11 protein-coding genes are annotated in these 19,571 nt (G+C 52.6%); 6 read left to right on the plus strand and 5 right to left on the minus strand.

Annotated features, from left to right (window positions below; all coding sequences use genetic code 11):
• Nucleotides 1-333: 333 nt before the first annotated feature.
• The gene (locus tag B036_RS0120485) at nucleotides 334-6,237 is read right to left on the minus strand and encodes a PKD domain-containing protein (RefSeq protein WP_026232176.1); all 5,904 of its coding nucleotides are present in this window, start codon (nucleotides 6,235-6,237) and stop codon (nucleotides 334-336) included.
• 12 nt (nucleotides 6,238-6,249) lie between these two features.
• Nucleotides 6,250-7,455, minus strand: coding sequence for a type IX secretion system membrane protein PorP/SprF (locus B036_RS0120490; protein ID WP_020570608.1), 1,206 nt, complete (start codon nucleotides 7,453-7,455; stop codon nucleotides 6,250-6,252).
• A 201-nt stretch (nucleotides 7,456-7,656) separates the two neighbouring features.
• Here B036_RS0120490 and B036_RS0120495 point away from each other — a divergent pair, with 201 nt between their 5' ends.
• From B036_RS0120495 to B036_RS0120515, 5 genes are all read left to right on the plus strand, one after another.
• Nucleotides 7,657-8,409: a DJ-1/PfpI family protein gene (locus B036_RS0120495; protein WP_020570609.1), complete on the plus strand. Its 753-nt coding sequence runs from the start codon at nucleotides 7,657-7,659 to the stop codon at nucleotides 8,407-8,409.
• A gap of 358 nt (nucleotides 8,410-8,767) precedes the next feature.
• Nucleotides 8,768-9,988, plus strand: coding sequence for an IscS subfamily cysteine desulfurase (locus B036_RS0120500; protein WP_020570610.1), 1,221 nt, complete (start codon nucleotides 8,768-8,770; stop codon nucleotides 9,986-9,988).
• A gap of 124 nt (nucleotides 9,989-10,112) precedes the next feature.
• The gene (gene iscU, locus B036_RS0120505) at nucleotides 10,113-10,526 is read left to right on the plus strand and encodes a Fe-S cluster assembly scaffold IscU (RefSeq protein ID WP_020570611.1); all 414 of its coding nucleotides are present in this window, start codon (nucleotides 10,113-10,115) and stop codon (nucleotides 10,524-10,526) included.
• A gap of 87 nt (nucleotides 10,527-10,613) precedes the next feature.
• A complete protein-coding gene (locus tag B036_RS0120510) occupies nucleotides 10,614-10,940 on the plus strand; it encodes a HesB/IscA family protein (RefSeq protein WP_020570612.1) in 327 nt (108 codons plus the stop codon).
• Between the two features lie 262 nt (nucleotides 10,941-11,202).
• Complete coding sequence (locus B036_RS0120515) at nucleotides 11,203-11,697, plus strand: hypothetical protein (RefSeq protein ID WP_020570613.1); 495 nt, start codon at nucleotides 11,203-11,205, stop codon at nucleotides 11,695-11,697.
• A gap of 211 nt (nucleotides 11,698-11,908) precedes the next feature.
• Here B036_RS0120515 and B036_RS0120520 read toward each other — a convergent pair whose 3' ends face one another.
• The 3 genes from B036_RS0120520 to B036_RS0120530 form a co-directional block, all read right to left on the minus strand.
• Complete coding sequence (locus B036_RS0120520; protein WP_020570614.1) at nucleotides 11,909-14,149, minus strand: OmpA family protein; 2,241 nt, start codon at nucleotides 14,147-14,149, stop codon at nucleotides 11,909-11,911.
• A 183-nt stretch (nucleotides 14,150-14,332) separates the two neighbouring features.
• Nucleotides 14,333-15,439 carry a ferredoxin--NADP reductase gene (locus B036_RS0120525; protein WP_020570615.1) on the minus strand — a complete coding sequence of 369 codons (1,107 nt, stop codon included), beginning with the start codon at nucleotides 15,437-15,439 and terminating at the stop codon, nucleotides 14,333-14,335.
• A 479-nt stretch (nucleotides 15,440-15,918) separates the two neighbouring features.
• Nucleotides 15,919-18,141 carry a RecQ family ATP-dependent DNA helicase gene (locus B036_RS0120530; protein WP_020570616.1) on the minus strand — a complete coding sequence of 741 codons (2,223 nt, stop codon included), beginning with the start codon at nucleotides 18,139-18,141 and terminating at the stop codon, nucleotides 15,919-15,921.
• 319 nt (nucleotides 18,142-18,460) lie between these two features.
• On the opposite strand from B036_RS0120530, the gene B036_RS0120535 reads away from it, so the two are divergent.
• Nucleotides 18,461-19,435, plus strand: a complete 975-nt coding sequence (locus B036_RS0120535) for a KpsF/GutQ family sugar-phosphate isomerase (RefSeq protein ID WP_020570617.1) — start codon at nucleotides 18,461-18,463, stop codon at nucleotides 19,433-19,435.
• The last annotated feature ends 136 nt before the right edge of the window (nucleotides 19,436-19,571 follow it).

Genomic DNA, 19,571 nt, shown 5'->3' on the forward strand with positions numbered 1-19,571 from the left:
CATCCGCATGACTGGACATCATTACGAAGTAACTATTTTTTCTCCGCCACTCCGCGTGAGAATAGAATAAGTTTTCGCGCGGAGTGGCGGAGAAGCGCGGAGGGAGAAGTTCCTGTCCCTAAGATTAGGAACGCAATCATCTTCGTAATTCCCGCTGTCTCCGGTAAATCATTTTATGGCAGGCTATACTTTGGTCATCTGGGGGTAGCACTAGGCCCTTTTCCACCTTGCTCTTTTTATCCCTTACTTTGGTACCTGCGCCCCCGCCTGATGCGCCTGTTTCCCTTAGTGTAGCTCTTAGTGCCCTTGTGGTTACTCTTTACCCTTCTAGTTCTACCTAAGTACCGTCATCGTTCCCACCCGACGAACAACTCGTCCGTCCAGAAACGTAGCCTGGGCTTCCCAGCTATAGGCACCCTGCGGAACGGGCGCTCCGTTAATCGTACCATCCCACCGGCCATCCGGCTGATCATCGGCAAGGCTCTCCGTTTGCCATATCAATTCACCGTAAGGAGAATATACCCGCAGGTTATAGGCCTCCACTCCGGAGCCTACTGCTCCCCAGACCCGGATCGCTTCCGCACCGTAGTCTGGCGAAAGGGCGTCAGGTACCTCAAAACTGGCGATGGACTCTAATGATACCGACTTGATGATGGTGTCGGCACAAAAAAGGCTGCCGCCATTTGTTGTTGCTGCGATCAGGCGTACATCGAGGCTGCCGTTGATGTCGTATTCGTGCGTAAACTCGAAGTCATTCCTCTCGGTGCCGTCGCCCAGGTCCCACTCAAAAGTGTCGCCGCCGTCTGAGAGATTGATGAAGCGGACGTCTCCGATAACCGCCGGAGATTCATCGGAGACGAAGTCAAAATCTGCCACCGGCCGGTCAAAGACCCGGACCAGGATCGGTTCCGAAAGAGTATCCCGGCACTGGGCGTTGTATACGGCAATCAGGTTGAAAGCATAGGTTCCTGCATCAGGTAAGACGTATTGCTGGATTCGTCCCAGCCGTGGTCGTAGATCCGGCGCCAGGTACCATTCGTAGCGGATAGCCTGGGTTGTTTCCGCGATCATCGTCAGGGTGTCACGCGCACAGATGAAGGCGTCTGAAGCCGTTGCTACTGCTTCTGGCCGACCAAAAATATCAATCTCCTGGCGGGCTGTATCCCGACAACCAAAGTCCGAAACGGCGATCAGCTGGATCGTGTAGGTACCAGCATTGTCGTAGATCAGGGTAGGAGAGCGGTCGGTACCGGTTTGTCCGTTTCCAAAGTCCCATTCATTGCTCAAGTTATTGTTGGAGGTATTATTGAGGTTGACCTCGGCCGGGGCTCCACAATCTTCCGGCTTGTCGATGAGGAAGCGTGCCCTTGGGTTGGGGTAGACGGTCAAATCCTGGAAGGCAGTGTCTGCCGGACAGCCATTAGTATTGGTGGCAATCAGGCGGACGCGATAGTCGCCTGGCACGTTGAAGGTTTGTGCCGGCATGGGCGCCGTACTGCCGGTGCCGTCCGCAAAGTCCCACACGAAGCCGGTAGAGAAAGTACTACCCCCGGAAGAGAATACCGGGGCGGCGCCAGCGCAAATCTCGGCGAGGTCTACGGTCGCCATCGCCGTCGGCGATGGAAGGACGGTGAATACTTGTTGACTGGTATCCCGGCATCCTTCACTGTTGGTAACGATCTGGCGAATGGTGAATGGTCCGGGCGTCGTGGGCGTAAAAGTAGTGTTTGGCCCGGTTGTGGCGAGGCCGTCAACCAGCCAGTCGGTACTTGCGGCTGAGGAGGTAGAGTTCGCCAACAGCACGTCGTTGTTCAGGCATAATTCGTTACTACTGAGGTTGAAACTACTGACCGGCGGCTCAAAAATACTGACCACGGCAAAGGTGGTGTCGCTGAAGCAGCCAGCGTCGTCGAAAGTGATCATCCGGACGGTATAATCACCCGCTCTTTGAAAGGTGTGGCTGGGGGAAACTTCGGAAGTCTCGTTGCTACCATCCCCAAAGTTCCAACTGTAGCGTAGGGGGCCAACTCCGCTGGAGTTGTTCATGAAATCAACAGTAAGTCCTGGGCACCCGCTGCTATTGGCGGGGCTGAAGGCGCTAACGGGAAGGCCAAGTACCCGAACCTCACCAGTCACGGTTGCCGGACAATTATTTACCTGGGAAAACCCGGTATAAGTGACGGTGTAGACGCCGGCAGAATCGTAAATGTGAACAGGAGAGTAATCGGCAGAAGATGTGCTATCTCCAAAATCCCAACTGCTGGCACTGATGGCCGGAGAACCGTTATTGAATGTGATGGACTGACCAAGGCAAATCGTCGGAAGGTTGGTGAAGTTAACTTCAGGAGCCGGTAGCACCTCGACATAAGCAGTGTCGGCATCTGTACCGCAACCTGTGGCAGTAAGTATAATGGTGTGTAGCCCGGGCTGGTCCAACGGCACATTTGGTCGGTTACCGGTACCGCCGCTGACTTGCGTTCCGTCGGGGCCAATGATGGTCCAACTCAACTCCGAGCCCGGCGTACTGAAGGATTGTGCGGGAAGGGTGAGGGGCTGGCAACCACGCAGGGTATCTAACTGGATGAAGGCGGTTACGTCGGGAGGCAGTACCGTAATTTCTTGCGTAAAGGTGTCTGTACCGCACTCGTTAGTGGCGACGAGGGTGATGGTGTAAACCGATACGGAATCATCGGGGGTAGTATAAGAAGGTAGCGTAGGCTCAAAATCCCGGAGGATAATGTTGTCAAGGCCCAGGTTCCAGTAAAAACTATCGGGGTTGCCGAGGGTAATGTTGATCAGTTCGGACGTGTAAGGAGAACAACCTTCGTCAGCATCGATCCCGAAACGGGCCAGGGGGTAAGGGTGAACGAGAACGGAATCTATCGTTGTCCGCAGGCCGCAATCGTTTTCGACCAATTGCGTAATGGTGAACCAACGATCGTCGGTAATGCTGTCGAAGACGTAATTCGGACTGAGTAAAGTGTCACCTTCGATAAGGTATCGGACGGTGATGTTGTCTCCGGAACTTAAGTCGTTTAACTGCAGTTCGAAGGGTGCGCAACCTTCGTTTACCGGGAGGGCATAGCCCGCTACGGGCGGTTCGGAAATGAACAACGATTGACGGCTGGTATCGGTACAACCTGGCCCGGTTTCTACAATCAACTGGATGGTATAGTTCCCCCTGGAGTCGTAATCATGCTGCGGATTGGAGCTGGTGGAGGTATTACCGTCACCAAAGTCCCAGCGATAGCTTAGCCCGGTCATTGCCGGCTCTAGCTGGAAGCGTTCATTTATACAGGTCGGTCCCGAAATCGCAAAGACGGCTGATGGTTTGGCACTGTAGGTAAATATCTTATCCTGGCAGGCATCGCAATCGGGGACGGAAGCATCTGAAACACAGTAGGTGTAGGTATAATCCTGACCTGGCGTCAGCTGCGTCAGGTCGATGGTGCCGGTGATAAAGCTGGTCAGGGCCGGGCCTGACCACAAGCCACCCTGCGGGCTGGCACCGAGCAGACTATAAGAAGCCGGGCCTTCGCAAATGGTAACCGGGCCGCCGGTGGTTAGCCCCACAGCCGGGTCTTTAATTTCCAGCTGGAGGCTGGCCTCTTGTTCACAAGAGGTGCCTGCGGCGGTTTGGTAGGTGTAGGTATGAATGGCACCGCCGGCGGCGGCGAGGTCTATCTCTCCGGTGCTGGCGTCAATGCCTGGTCCGGTCCAGCGCCCCCCATTTAGGTTAGTCGTGAGGGTGAGTGTTCCCTCGGCGATGCAAATCTCATCTGGGCCGGCTACCGCCAGCTGTGCGGGAATGGTGACGGCAATAATGAGGCTGTCAGCTACTTCGCAATCATTCCGGGTATACGCATAACGGGCCACGTAGAAGCCTTCTCCAAGCCCGGCTGCACCGGAATTGAAGGAGCCATTGGCCGAAACGCCGGGGCCGGACCAGGTAAAGGCACCTCCGCCTGGATTGGCCGAAACGCTGGTCAGGGCAGGCAGGTCCAGGTCGTCATTGGTTTGGCATACGTCTAGGGTGTCTGGTCCGCTGAGCACCGGTATGGCTTCGACCGTGATCTGTGGGCTGGCGGTGACCGCGCAGGCATTGGCATCCGTGAAAGAATAAGTAGGGGTATGGGTACCGACGCCTGCTGTCGCAGGGTCAAACAGGCCGGTGACCGGGTTGGTGATGCCGGTTCCGGACCAGGTTCCGCCACCGGGGCTGGCACTAAGGGTAAACGGCGCGCTGTCGATACAGGCTATTTCGTCCTGAATGGAAACGGTGGTTGAGTTGACGACTTCGACATCAATGGTCGCTTCATCATTACAGGGGGCATTGTTGAGGTGATAAGTGAGGGTGTAGTTTCCGGCACCGGCACTTCCCGGATCGAAAAGCCCGGAGGAACTTACTGCCGTGCCGGTCCAGGTACCTCCTGGCGGGGTGCTGGTAAGTTGTACGGCAGAGGAGCCCGTACATAGAATACCCACGGGATCAATACTGACTGCCTGGCTGTTCGAAACGACGACATCCGCCGTCAGCTCGGTATCGCCACAATCGCTGTTTACCATTAATGTAATGGTGCCGCTGGCACTAAAAACGATGGTACCAATATCTTCTCCCGAAGCAGTTGTCGGGTTGCCGTTTTCAAACGTCCAGCTAAGCCCCGTATAGATTCCATTAACGGAAAAACCGAGATCTCCGGCGGTAATACTGGCTTGGTCGCAGGCCGCCGCCGGGTCACTTAATTGTGCCAGCGGCGCATCATTAATCAAAACAGAGATTGACCCGGAGTTATCGCAAGGAGCATTACTGAGTGAGTAAGTAAAGTTGCGGGTGCCAGCGGTATTGGGCACGAACCGGCCATCAGGCGTCACGTTTCCTCCTGACCAGGTGCCTCCCGCCGGGGTGGCCGTAAGCCTAACGGTATCCGTTGAAGCGCAGAACTCTCCAGGGTCGGTAATACTGACTGTTTGTGGTTCAACGACGATTACGTCGACGGTGCGCTCAGTCCCCTGCGGGTTGCATTCACTCCTGACAATAACGGTGGCGGTGCCGCTCTGATTAAAGGTAACGTCGCCGAAGTCCTCTCCACTGGCTGTTGTCCGGTCCGCACCGGTGAAGGTCCATTCAATACCGGTAACGTCGCCATTAAAAGTAAACCCAAGGTCCCCCGCGTTTAAGGTTTGCGGCCCACAGGTAGCAGATGGTGGCCGAAGATCGAACACCGGAGCATCCGCAATCTCAATGGTGATCATTTCCTGCTCCATACCACAAGCATTGGAACCGGTCAGTGTGATGGTGTAGGTGCCAACACGCTTGAACCTGATGGAAACGTCTTGAGTACGATCGTTCATCGTTGCGGTATCGGTATAGCACCAGGCCAGGGTGTCGGCCGGGAGAATCGTCCACCGGGTATTGGTAAAGGAATTAACGGTTGCGTCGAGGTCGATCACGTCACCTACACAACCATCGGGTTCGGAGGCAGTGAAAGCAGCATCGGGTTCCTGGACTACACTGATGCCCTGGGTGTAGGTGTCAGTACCACATTCGTTGCTGGCCCGTAGTCTGATGGTATAATTGCCCGGATTGTCATAAATGTGACTTGGGTTTGGCAAATCCGACATAAAACCATCCCCAAAATCCCATTGATACATAGTGGCGTTACAGCTTGCATTTGAAGGGCTGATGCCATCCATTAGACAAACAGTGCCCGTTATTGTAAATTCGGCACGAGGGCGGTATCGTACACCAACTGAAATGCCGGTACTCCTCTCCGTTACACCATCGGCGCAAAATTTCTGTCCGATAACCCGGATGAAATAACTGTCTTCAGTTTGGTCGCAAAGGTCTTCTTCTGAAATATTATAGACGTGAGTGCCGGGCTGCTCATCAAACCCTATCGTATCTACGGTGCCGTCACACCAGTAATAGATTAACTGATCGAAGTCAATACTACGGTCTTCATCTATGGCTACAATTGCAGACTGGCCGTCACAGAAGATATTATTGCCGTCGGCGGCCAGCGAGATTCGGACCGGATCGATGTTACAGTCGTTTGTATTTGCAGCGGGTGGCGTTGGCTCGCAGTCTTGAGCGAGAAGAGATTGAGAGAAGAGTAGGAGTAATAGTGGGAAAAGTAACCCTCTCCCAACCCTCTCCATGTGGGAGGTTCTTTGAAAATGCTGCGCGTTTTTCAAGCGTTGCAGTTGGCCTGCAATCGTGGGGAGCTTGTGTTGCATGGTTACGGGTATTTATTCGGGCTTAGCCCCTTTATCCAGCACATCGGTTTTGTACCAGATATTCTCGTATATCTTATCACGTCCACGGCCTCCTCTGGCAGTCGGGCATTGTAAAGCATCAGTTCCATCATAACTGGCCTTTTGGCCCCGGATACGGCAGATGGTACTGGTTGCGAGGCTCCAGCGGGCGGTAAATTCCAGCGTGTTCCCTACGAAGTTGCGGAGCCCGCTCAGGTTGAAGTTGTAACTGAAACCCACGTCCAGCCGCTGGCCGGGAAAGCTGAAGATACCTGTTTGCAGGTGCAGACTGGCCCAGTTGGTGGCGGGTTCACCTTCGGCGTTGGTCTGTGCAGTATGGTAGGTTACTCCGGCAGACAGTCGTTGGGAGAATCCAACGTCGAGACCAGCTTCGAAATAGGAGAGTATACCCTGTACCTGGCCGGCAAAACGGGGTTGTATGGAAAGGAAATTTTTACGGTCGAATTCTTTAATCACGGCCTCCGCTTCCGCATGGAAGCTGTAACGCGGAATCGTTGAAGTACCCAGGCCGAGTAAAGACCAATTTTGTCCTTGCCGCCCAACCAGCGGTACCAGGTTATGGACTGCCCCGCCGATACTGCCGAAAACGGGGTTGTCTCGTTTGGCCAGCACAATGCCTCGGAGATTGAATCCGATGGAGGGTTGAAAGTACCAGTCAGACCGGCCGCCATTGGGCGCAACGAAGGAAGACAGGATGGCCTGCTGATCGGGGCCTACCCGGCCATATTTGGGGTGCAGTTGATCGATGAAGGTCAGCCGGCCGAAGTCAATGGATTGTTGGCCCCAGTGTAAGCCAGTACCGATGCGTAAATCCGCCGGGCGAAGTGATTTTGCTCCTCGGCCTAAGGGTACGTAGGCGGCTAACATTCCACCCATTTTTATTGTCTTCAGGAGCCCCTGCCCCTCCTGATCCCGTACAAAGGAGAGGCCGTAGTCGAATAGGCTGCAAGGCATACTTTCTTCGTAGACTACGGCTGAGGTCTGATAACCGTTATGCCCGGCTTGTTGCCATTGCTGCTTGTTTTTTAGCGTGAAAGTGGTAGCTCCTAACGTGCCCGTCATCGCCGGATTGAAGAGTGCTTCATTACCGGTGAAGTGCGTAAAAAAAGGGTCCTGGGCCGGCAAAGCAAGGGCAGGCAGAAGCAGCAGGCAGCAGCAAATTCGATTAAAAACGGTCATTGGGTACAAAAGCAGGGTTCGGTCAATTAACTAAAGGTAAGGGGATTGCATGTGGAAAAGGTGCATTTGTCCACGATTTAAGATAGCCTTGATGGATTTTTAATACTTTATTTTCCTCTGGACCCGTCCGACGGATGATTCTAGCCCGGTGAAGCCGGCCAAAAGTTTGTTTGACGGCTGTAATACTGATTACCTTACCCCATGCACTACCTTGTCCTTCCCTTGCTACTGTCGCTCACCGCCTGCTCCTCCAACGAACCAGGCACCAGCGGCCCCGCCCAAAAAATGCCGGAAATAAAAGCTGAAATTCAGGATTTCAGCGACCCGGATCAGCAAGTTTATAATGTAGCGCTCCTCATCATGGACGGCGTTTACAATACGGAACTGACGGCGCCTTACGACATATTTCAACACACGATCTTTCGGGAAGGCATCCGCCCGATGCAGACGTTTATGGTGGCTGAAGATCATGATGTGGTGACCACTTTTGAGGGCATGCGCATTCTTCCGGACTTGGGATACCTGACCGATAGCCTTCCGCGCATCGATATTCTGGTGGTGCCGAGCGCCGAGCATCACCTGGATACAGATCTGGAAAATGAGGCGTTGTTGGATTTTATCCGACGCACAGACCGGGAAGCCCTATTCATGACCAGTCACTGCGATGGAGCCTTTGTACTGGCTGCCGCCGGCGTGCTTGATGGCCGCACTAGTACAACTTTTCCCAGCGATATCGATAAGATGCGGGCCAGATTTCCGCACCTTGATGTTCGCAAGGACGTCCTTTTTGTCCACGATGGTAAATACATAACCAGTGCCGGTGGCGCCAAATCCTTCGAGGCGGCGCTATACCTGGCCGAGCATCTGTACGGCGATAGCATCGCCCGTTCACTGGCCGGCGGTTTGGTGATCGATTGGAAATTGGAAGAAGTGCCGCACATCGTCATTGAGTGAGTTGGTGAATGAGTGAATGGCTACCGCAAGCACAGTAGCGAACGCGCGCAGCGCAGTGAGTGGTTACTGCGGTAGCTATTCTCTCATTCTCTAATTCTTTTATTCACTCATTCAATCAGGGCACCCCGAGAGCTATCGGGGCGGGAGAAATTAAAAGTTGTTTGAAGTAAGGCGGTATGTATTGTTGCCTAAAGGGGATGAAAATAAGCAGGCAGGTAGTATCTCTTTCAGTTGAAGAAAGTAAAACTATCATTACGTGTAGAACAAAAGGAGGACTTGTCTTATTTAGACAAGAACTAAAGCGCTTGATGGTTGTTATCTTTGCGCCTCTTAAATCAAGCCGAAAATTTCTTCAAGTATGGGCCAGCGCCTCATCTACCTCGACAACAACGCCACAACGCCAACCGATCCACGTGTAGTGGAGACGATGATTCCTTATTTCTACGAAAACCCAGGCAATGCTGCCAGTCGTAACCACCCTGCGGGTTGGGTCGCTGAGGGTGCCGTAGACACTGCCCGTGAGCAGATCGCAGATCTCATCAATGTGGATCCCCGCGAAATCATCTTTACTTCCGGTGCGACGGAATCCGACAACCTGGCCATTAAAGGTGTTTTCGAAATGTACGCCCGCAAAGGCAACCACATTATTACGGCAACTACCGAGCACAAAGCGGTACTTGACGCCTGTAAGAAAGTAGAAAAGAAAGGTGGTGAAGTTACTTACCTCGAAGTCGATAGTGAGGGCCTTATCAGCCTGGAAGCTCTTGAAGCAGCCATTACGGATAAAACGATCCTCGTTTCCATCATGTGGGCCAATAACGAAACTGGTGTTATTCAGCCGATGAAGGAAATTGGTGAGATCTGTGCAAAGCACGGAGTACTGTTTATGTCTGACGCGACCCAGGCGGTTGGTAAGATTCCGGTTGACCCCAAAGCAACGGGCGTTCACCTGATGGCCTTTACCAGTCACAAGATGTACGGCCCCAAGGGCGTTGGTGCGCTTTTTGTGAATCGTAAGAATCCCCGGGTTAAGGTAACCAGCCAGATGGACGGTGGTGGCCACGAGCGCGGCATGCGCTCCGGTACCCTCAACGTTCCTGGCATCGTTGGTTTCGGTAAAGCCGCTGCCATCGCCAAGGAAGAAATGCACGAAGACGCCGCCCGTTTATCAAAGCTGCGCGACAAACTGCAGAGTGGGCTGATGGACATTCTCGAGGAATCCTACGTTAACGGCAGCGAGGAGCACCGGATGCCCCACGTGACGAACATCAGTTTCAAGCACGTAGAAGGAGAAGGTCTGATGATGACCTTTAATCAGAACATCGCCCTCAGCTCTGGTTCTGCCTGTACCTCCGCCAGCCTTGAGCCCAGCTACGTACTGGTTGCCCTCGGCCTGGGAGATGACCTGGCACACTCCAGCCTCCGCTTCTCACTAGGTCGCTTTACGACCGAAGAAGACATCGACGCCACCATCAAGCAAGTATCTGAGGGTGTCAACCACATGCGCGAACTCAGCCCCATCTGGGAAATGTTTAAGGAAGGGGTCGACATCGACGCCATCGAATGGTCAGAGCACTAGACCAGGTTGCAAGATGCAGGTTGCAGGTTCCAAATTGCAACCAGCTTCAATTTCAGGTGTTTACCTGATAATCAGCGATCTAACAATCAATAATTACCAATCAATAATCAATAATACTTAGGCCATGGCTTACAGCGAAAAACTTCTCGACCACTTCAAGAATCCCCGCAACGTCGGTACACTTGACAAGAATAACAGCGGTGTTGGTACCGGCCTCGTAGGTGCCCCCGAATGTGGTGACGTTATGCGCCTCCAGATCCAGGTGGATCCGGAAACGCAGAAGATCACCGACGCTAAATTCAAGACCTTCGGTTGTGGTTCCGCTATCGCCAGCTCCAGCCTCGCCACCGAGTGGCTTAAGGGGAAGAGCGTTGATGAAGCACTTTCTATCGACAACATGGCAATCGTGGAAGAACTTGCCCTGCCTCCGGTAAAAATTCACTGCTCTGTTCTCGCTGAAGACGCTATTAAAGGCGCTATCCGTGACTACCAGCAGAAGAATGGCCTGGAGGTTACCGCCACGGTAGAAGCACATTAATTAGTCTGGTAGTCTTGTAGTTGGGTAGTCTGGTAGAAATCCGGAATACTGCCCTACAAGACTATCAAACTACAAGATTATAAGACTATGTTATACGTAGCAGACAGCGCAAAAGGCAGGTTAGCATCGATCCGGGAAGCCAAGGGCTTTACCCCCGATTACTTCCTGCGCGCCACCATTACCAGTGGTGGTTGCTCCGGCCTGACTTATCAGCTTGATTTCGATAACGAGCTGAAGGAAAGAGACCAGGTTTTTGAAGACAACGGCGAAACCGTTGTTTGTGATCTCAAGTCTTTTCTCTACCTCTGTAACTCCACCCTGGAGTTCAACGGTGGTTTGGAGGGCAACGGCTTTTCCTTCAACAATCCCAACGCTAGTCGGGAGTGTGGATGTGGCGAATCGTTCGCAGTGTAGCGAAATACTACAGTCTAAAGTTTTAATGGCCAGCCCTGATCACTACCCAGTGATCAGGGCTGATTGTTTTTTCTAAGTTTCCAATGCTTCTGTTACGCTCATCAAAGGAAGACTAAGAACACGTTCGGTTAACTCCTTTGTGTAGATAACTTACACTTCATCTTTAATCATTCTCAGGCGTTCCCTTCTAACGCTCCCCGAAACGAGCACTCAGGGAAGCAACAGACTAACCGATCAACAGACAATACTCCAACAGACCAACATGTCTCAACCAACCTTTAACTACTTCCTGGAACAATTTCCCGAAATCGACCTCCCGCTAACCTTCAGCGAGGATACTGTACGGACCATCAGCCGGGAAACACCGCCACTGCCCCCCGCCCTCATCTCCCAGTTTATCCTTCCCGTCGAACCGGGAATGGCCGATGAGTTAACGGAGTTTGTCGCTTGCTTACGCTTGCCGGAGAAGGAGGAATACGTCGGTATCGTTTACTGGCGTGCGGACCTCCTGCAATACCACTACACCTTGGTCACCTTTCACCCTAAAACCCAGGAATTAATTGACCGGCAGGTAATTGCCGGCGTGAGCTACGATGGGGAAGAGGTGACCCAGACTCAGGCGGTACTAAACGAAAACCTAATGATATACCAGGTCAGTGGGCAGGCTAATGCCGAGGGAGAGTACGATTATAAGGCCAGCAGCAGCACTGTCCGGCGCTTTAAGATTGCTCCTTCTGGAAAGGTAGTGGAATTGTGATATCTGGGGACTGCTCCGCAGCCTTTTATTCCTCACAGAGGTAAAGCGCAGAGGGAGGCACAGTGGAAGCACAGAGGGCCGTCGTCGGAATATAAAATAGAAAACTAGCCCTTACGAGCGAAGTGAGTTGCCTCCTGCGGGAGCACTACCTACTAACCACTACAAAGACCAAAGGCCGTCTACCAAGAAAAAGAGCGCAGCGACTTTTTGTCTACCTGAGTACCTCCACCCGTTCTCCCTGTTCTCCCGTAAGATTATTTCCAAAACCAATAGCCTGGTAGTTATTTGGTGCAATGCCTTTGTTCGCCAGGAAGTTTCTGATGGTCGTTGCGCGTTCTTCGCTCAATAACTGAGCGGCGCGTGGGTCTAGGTTGGCGGGGGTATGAACCCTGATTTCGAGGACAGAAGTCGACTGCTGAATAAGCCCGACAAGTTGATCGAGACCAGTGTAGCCTCGGCTATCGGGGTAGGCAGTATTCGGGATGAAGCTGATCCCTGCCGGCATAGGAGCACCCCGGCCGGAAGGCAGGGAATTAGTTGCTGTAGTAGGGGAGGTAACCTCCCGGGTAGTTAGTGAAGCCGGAGGACGGGCATTATACTCTTCCGGCGTAGCGGGGCGTGCATACGGCGACGGTGCTTTGGCTGGTTGATTAGGTGAGGGCGTACCTTTTGCCTCCCAGGTCTGCGCAGCAGCAGGCCGGTTGGTGGTGGCTGGTTGTCCGTAGGTCGTCGGCTGCGGCGATGTTGGCGTGGCATCTAACCGTCGCAGCTGGGCTCGCAGGGCTTCCAGTTCATCCAGTTGCCGCTGGTAGTCGCTGTCAAGTCGGGCAATTTCTGCAGGCGAAAGTGGCTCGGTTCTGGGCAGGCCCTCCCGAACTTCGTTTTCCCAGGAGGCACGTTCATAAATCCTGGGTGTATTATCCCTTTTAAGGCCAGCCCGGATTTCAGCGGCTATCCGTAAGCTATCGTTGTAGGCCTGTTCCAGTTCGGCCTGCGTCCGTACCACAGGGCTTGGAGGGCGATAGCTCTCACCAATGCTGGGGATTTCTACTGCTGCCGGTGCAGGAGTCGCGGTCTTTTTGGTCCATTTATGGTTAGAGTCACTGCGTTGTCCGAGTTTCTCGTTTTGCTGGCGGCGAAACTTTGCCTTCATACGCTCCAGTTCCGCCAACTCTTCGGCGTAGCGCTTGGAACGGCCCTTACTCTTTGCCGTTGTTGCCGATGGAGGGATAGTATCCGTTGGCGACATCGTGGAGCGCTGATATTGATCCCGCAATGCCGCAAGTTCAGGGTCACCCGTTTTTGGAGCAACGAGGTCGTATTTGCGACGCTCCGCATCGAGGAGGTCCAATTCTCGCTGACGACGGGTAATGCCCGCCTGAATCTGCTGGCGGTCCGGCGTACCATAAACATCCGGCGCGGTAGTAGCCACGAGGTTGCCTTGTCGTTGACCATGGTCAACCAGTGGCGGCAAACTACGGTCAATTGCCCAGGTCTCTCCCCTGCGCAGGAATACGGCGTAACGGTTCAGGGCATCAGGGTAAACCGTTAATAATAGACCATCAGTAAGCGCTACTCTCGCTGTCTGACTTCCGGGAGGTGGCGGACCTGAAAGGTAGCCTCTTTCCAGGGTGACGGGCACCGGAAGATCTTTTATTTCTACCGGCAGCAAAACGAGCTGTTCCTTTTTGGAGGAGGTGGCCGGTAAGGCCGCAATAATTTCGGCAGACGATAAGGAGGCCGAGAACTGACGAACATTAGTGGGTATGTCTACAGATACCGGGCGGACTCCCGGGATGTCCTGGCGGAACCACCGGCCACCATCCCTGCGGAAATACATCGTCCGACCGTCGGTAGCCAAAGTAGGAGACGTTTCATTACCCGGACCATTGGCTTCTAGAAGCTCTTTGGAGGCGCCCCAGGTTCCGTTAGGTAAAGCGTCTCTCCGATAAAGGTCCAGATTGCCCCCATCATAAGCGCTGTAAATGAGTTGGAGGGCATTAGGGTCGAAGGTTACATCATAGCGCGGCGCAATGCCTTCGGGCAGTGGCCAACTGTCCAGAATTCTCCAGTTCCGGCCGCTTTTTTCAAGGACGTCGAGGTAGCTTACCGCTCCGGTGCGTAACACGGCTAACCGGTTACCATCGGGAGAGAAAGCCAGCGCACGGTCATGGGCGAAGGAGTTAATGGGGGAGCCGGGGTTAAGGGGGCGGCCCCAGCTTCCGTCGGCATAACGAGGCATCGTCCAAATGTCGGCAGCATTATCGGTACCCTTATTACTTGCGAAGTTTGGTCGGGTAAAAAAGAGTTCCTGACCATCGGGGCGAAGTAGCGGATCAATTTCCGCAGGTGCGTTGGCTCCCTGCAAACTGATAAGCTGCTGTGCTTCCAGCCCGGTAAAGGCGAAACAAAATAACAAAATCAGCGATGAAATAGCAGCGTGACGTAGCATGAAAGAACTAGCTTAGGTAACCTTAGGACGACAAAAACACAAAGGGTCAACTCTTACCCTCGCATAAAATACGTTTTTTTTGCTGTTCAGGTTGCCTAAGGTACCGTTACCGAAATTATAATAGTTGCTTTTATGGGTGGATTCCAGTCCCTAAAACAAAAAAATAACGCAGTAAGGCACTACCTACTCGAATTCTACATGCACTTCGGGGGTGGTTGGGTGTGCCTGACAGGCCAAAATATAGCCTTCGGCAATTTCATCATCATCAATGGCAAAGCAGACGTCCATTTTAACGCCACCTTTAACGACCTTAGCCATACAGGTACTGCAGGCTCCGGCCAGACAGCTGTAGGGTGGGGCGGCACCTGCTTCGAGCAGGCCGTCCAGAATGGTCTGCCCTGGCTTCAGGTCTACGACAATTTCTTTACCGCTAAGTTTTACGAACGCTTTCCCGCCAGCCACGGGGCTGGTCGCCTCTTTTTTCTTTTTGGTATCGTTGGCGGACACGAAGCGCTCGCTATTGATGACATCTTTTTTGACGCCAAGACCTAAAAGTGCCTGCTCCACGTTATCGATCATCTCTCCTGGCCCGCAGATGTAGTAGTGCTTATCTTCCACAGCACCGGGATTGGCGTTAAGGAAATCCTGGACCGTCTTTATTTCTATACGGCCGATGGTGCCAGTCCACTTAGGCTTACCGCCGGAGAACAGTCCTTTTAGTCCGCCAACCTTATACTTCTTAGGGCGGGAAAGGGTGTGGTGAACGACCAGTTGGCCTTCATACCGGTTTTGCAGCACCTTGAGTTGTTCTGAAAAGATGATGTTCTCCTCGTCCCGGTTACCGTAGAGCAGGTAAACGGAGGACTTAGGCTCATGCTCCAGCAAGGTCCGGAGAATCGCCATCAGCGGAGTAATTCCACTACCGGCCCCAAAGAGGTAATAATCCCGGCGGCTGGCAGGATCCGGCTTGACGAGGAACCTGCCCTGCGGGGGCATTACTTCGACAAGGTCTCCGGGACGAAGGTTGTCGGCAATATGGTTACTGACGATGCCTCCCTTTACGCGTTTAATGGTCACGGAAATTTCATCGTCGTGCGGAGCGGAACTCATGCTGTATGCGCGTCTTTCCTCTTTTCCGTTGATGACGAATTTCAAGGTCAGGTACTGGCCTGCAAAGTAGTTGAATTGTTCCACGTCCGCTGCTTCCGGCTTAAAAGAAACAGTGAGTGCCTGGTCCGTTTCCGGTTGAATGGAACTTATTGGCAGGGAGAAAAACGTTGGCTGGCTCATGGCGTAAAGTTAACTGGGACGCAAAAGTCGTAAATTCAAAGTGTATTTCCAGCTTTGAAGCTACCATAGATTGATTGGATGCGTGCTTATGACGAGAATAGGAAATTTCAGGGCGCGGCCGCAGGTGCGGAGAAGGGATAAAAGAAGCAAGGGGAGAAAAGGTTGTGATTTTGCCTTTGGTGATTTATCGCGCGGAGAACAGGGGGGAGGAATCCGATAAACAACCTGGCTGAGGGCGTCCTCAACTTAACAGGACTGTAGCCGACAGACAAACTTTTGCCCGGCTGCGCCAGGTCAAAAGAATTTATCGGACGGCAGCGCCGCCCGTCCGGCGGGCCTTGAGCATTGAAATAGTAAGCTTAAACCCCAGCTGAGCCCTACTCCTCAAACCTTCCCCCGCACCTGCGGCCTCGCCCAAAAAAAATAGTCAGCCCGGAACCTCCGAACTGACTACCTGACGCTTTTGACTCCCTGACTTTTTAATTCGCCATTTCACTCAGGAACTTAATACGAACCAGCTTAATTTCCTCGATGGTTACATCTTCCTCTTTTAAAGTCTGGAAGGCAATATCGGGATCGTCCGTCTCACGGTCGGGGTCCATAAAGTAGTCGTAGGTTTCCTCCAGGCTGTACTCATCAACTTCCTCTTCGATGTAATAGTCGATGTTGAGTTTGGTACCAGAATGAACGATGGAAACCATCTCTTCCATCAATTCGTCCATGGAAAGTTGATTGCCGGAAGCAATATCCTCCAACGGAATTTTCCGATCTACCGCCTGGATAATGTTGATCTTTTTCTTAGACTTATTGGCCACCTGTTTGACGACAAAATCACTCGGCCGGTCAATGTCATTTTCTTCCACATACTTTTCAATCAGCATCAGGAACGGCGTGGCGTAGCGTCGGGCTTTGCCGATACTGACACCATTTACATTCTTCATCTCCTCCAGCGTGATGGGGTAGCGGGTCGCCATCTCGTGAAGGGAAGGATCCTGGAAAATAACGAAAGGAGGAATGTCCAATCGCTTTGCTTCCTTTTTTCGCAGGTCTTTCAGCGCCAGGAGGAGGGCCTTGTCGAGAACCACAGCACGAGCATCGTCGGCAGCTCCCTGAATGTCGGCGGCCAACTCTTTTTCAAAGTCGTGGTCAATCGGTATCTGGAAACTTCGTGGTTTCTTCAAAAAGGCCTCGCCTTCCTCGGTAATTTTGATGGTGCCATAAGATTCGATGTCTTTACGCACGAGGTTATTAAGCAGTGCCTGGCGGAATATGGAGCTCCACAGAACCTCTTCCTCCCCTTTGCCTACACCAAAGCCTTTGCGCTTGACGAACTTATAATCCTTCATCTGCTTCGTCTCTTTGCCGAGCACGAATTCGATGAGCGTCTTAAGGGGGTAGTTTTGGTCTAATTCAATGACCGCCTTGAGGGCTTCAACCACCTTATCCTTTGCTTCAATACGCTCTTTGGGGTGGCGACAGTTATCGCATCGCTTACCACAATTTTTGTCGTCGTATTCTTCTCCGAAGTAATGAAGCAGAAAGCGACGGCGGCAAGCCGTCGTTTCGGAGTAAGCCATAACCTCCTGCATCAGCTGCGCACCCATCTCCCGTTCCATCAGCGGCTTGTCGCGGAGGAATTTCTCGAGCTTCAGGATGTCTTTGTAAGCATAAAAAGCAATACAGCTGCCGCCCATGCCATCCCGTCCGGCACGGCCAGTTTCCTGGTAGTAATTTTCGATGGACTTCGGGATGTCGTAGTGAATCACAAACCGCACATCAGGTTTGTCGATACCCATTCCGAAAGCAATGGTGGCACAGATAACGTCCACATCTTCCATCAAAAACTCATCCTGCGTACGGGAGCGCGTCTTGGGGTCGAGGCCAGCATGGTAAGGAGCGGCTTTGACACCGTTTACCCGCAAGGTCTCTGCAATCTCTTCTGCTGATTTCCGACTCTGGACGTAAACGATGCCGGATTCTCCGGGCATTGTTTTTACGACCTGGATGATCTGCTTGAAGGTGTATTCTTTCTTGCCCTTTGGCCTCACTTCGTAATAAAGGTTGTCCCGGTTGAAACTGGAGACAAAGGTGGCGTGGTTTTCGCCCATCCGCAGGTTCTTCACGATGTCGGACTGGACTTTCGGCGTAGCGGTAGCCGTAAGGGCAATGATGGGGATCTGGTGCCCAATCTGGTCCAGCATTTCACGAATCCGGCGGTACTCCGGGCGGAAGTCGTGTCCCCATTCAGAGATACAGTGGGCTTCATCGATGGCAACGAAAGAAATGTTGGACTCCCGGAAGAACTCAATGTTTTCCTCCTTGGTCAGCGTTTCCGGTGCAACGAATAAGAGTTTAGTCTCACCGCTCGTAATGTCCTCCTTTACCTGGCGCATCTGCGTTTTGGAAAGGGAAGAATTCAGGAAGTGCGCTACGGCATCGTTGTCTCCGTAAGACCGGATAGAATCAACCTGGTTTTTCATCAGCGCAATCAGCGGTGAAATGACCAGGGCACATCCATCCATCATCAGGCCTGGAAGTTGGTAGCAGAGGCTTTTTCCACCACCGGTTGGCATGATGACGAAAGTATCCCGTCCTTCAAAAAGAGCTTCGATGATGGCCTTTTGGTGGCCCTTAAAAGTTTTAAAGCCGAATTGCTCAAACAATGCATCCTCTAAGTGGGTGGCAACTGGTTTAGCGGTCATGTATAGATTCACTTTGCTCCGAATGTTCTTTTACTGTAGCCGTGTAGCACCTCGTCGCAAGATTTATTTGCATTGAAGAACGGCATCGGAAGGTTTTTTAACTCAGGGTGATACCTTTGCGGTGCTCACCATTTTCGATGTAGGTTGATAAATACTAGTTGGGCAAAGAATAGGCGAATACAATTGGCCTGAACCAATCGGTTGTTAATTTAAGGGTTTAAGTTGATACTTCTTCGCTTTAGACCGCGAATTTTCATGAAAGTCACCCGTTAAAATTTACGGGCAAATTCGCTACGAGGGCTCAAAAATACACTTTTACGTGAAAAACGCAAGTCTCATTCTCGGGGTAGCCCGCAAAACGCTTGAAATCGAAGCAAATACCTTGCGTGATTTGGTCGGTACCTTGGATGAATCTTTTGTCGCCTGTGTGAACACCATCCATGCCGGTTCCGGCAGGGTTGTGGTAACAGGAATAGGGAAAACAGCTTTAGTAGCTAAAAAGATTGTAGCTACACTGAACTCTACGGGCACTCCGGCACTTTTTTTACACGCAGCCGACGCAATCCATGGAGATATCGGGATGGTGCAACCCGAAGACATCGTGTTGTGCCTGAGTAAGAGCGGTGAAACGGCGGAAGTGAAAATGCTCGCCTTGCTGGTGCGGCAGGCGGGCAACCCCCTTATCGCCATGGTAAGCCGTAAGGATTGTAGCCTTGCACACCAGGCCGACCATGTGCTCCTGACGCCGATAAGCAGAGAGGCTGACCCAAACGATCTGGCCCCTACGGCCAGCACAACGGCCCAAATGGCCCTTGGAGATGCTTTGGCCACTTCCTTATTGGCCTTGCGTGGATTTACTCCGGGGGATTTCGCCCGCTTCCATCCCGGTGGTTCGCTGGGGAAGCAGTTGTACCTGCGGGTGTCGGACCTGTACCCCAATAATGAGAAACCTTCGGTGACGACTGAGTCCCCCCTCCGGGAGATTCTGTTAGAGATGACCTCTAAGCGTTTGGGGGCAACGGCGGTCCTTGAGCCGGGAACAAATAAGTTGGCTGGCATCATCACCGACGGCGACCTGCGCCGGATGCTCACTGGTAACCCTCACCTGGAGACGGTAACGGCTGGGGAAATAATGACGCTCAATCCTAAAAAGATTCATAAAAGTACGCTGGCCATTAAGGCTATGGAATTGCTGCGGGCCAATAACATCAGCCAATTAGTGGTGGTGGGAAAAGAGGAAAAGTATCTTGGGATCTTGCACGTGCATGATCTGATCAGGGAGGGGTTGGTGTAGGTTCGTGCATTGCGTACAAGTAGGTTTATATGCAGGGCGGGGCCGCAGGTGCATAGTTTGTTTTAGGGGCGAGTGGGCTGTGCCCCGAATTTTTCCCATTTTACCCTGATCTTATCGGGGCACAGCCCACTCACCC

Origin of the sequence: Neolewinella persica DSM 23188 (assembly GCF_000373105.1) — a bacterium.
Classification (GTDB): Bacteria; Bacteroidota; Bacteroidia; order Chitinophagales; family Saprospiraceae; genus Neolewinella; species Neolewinella persica.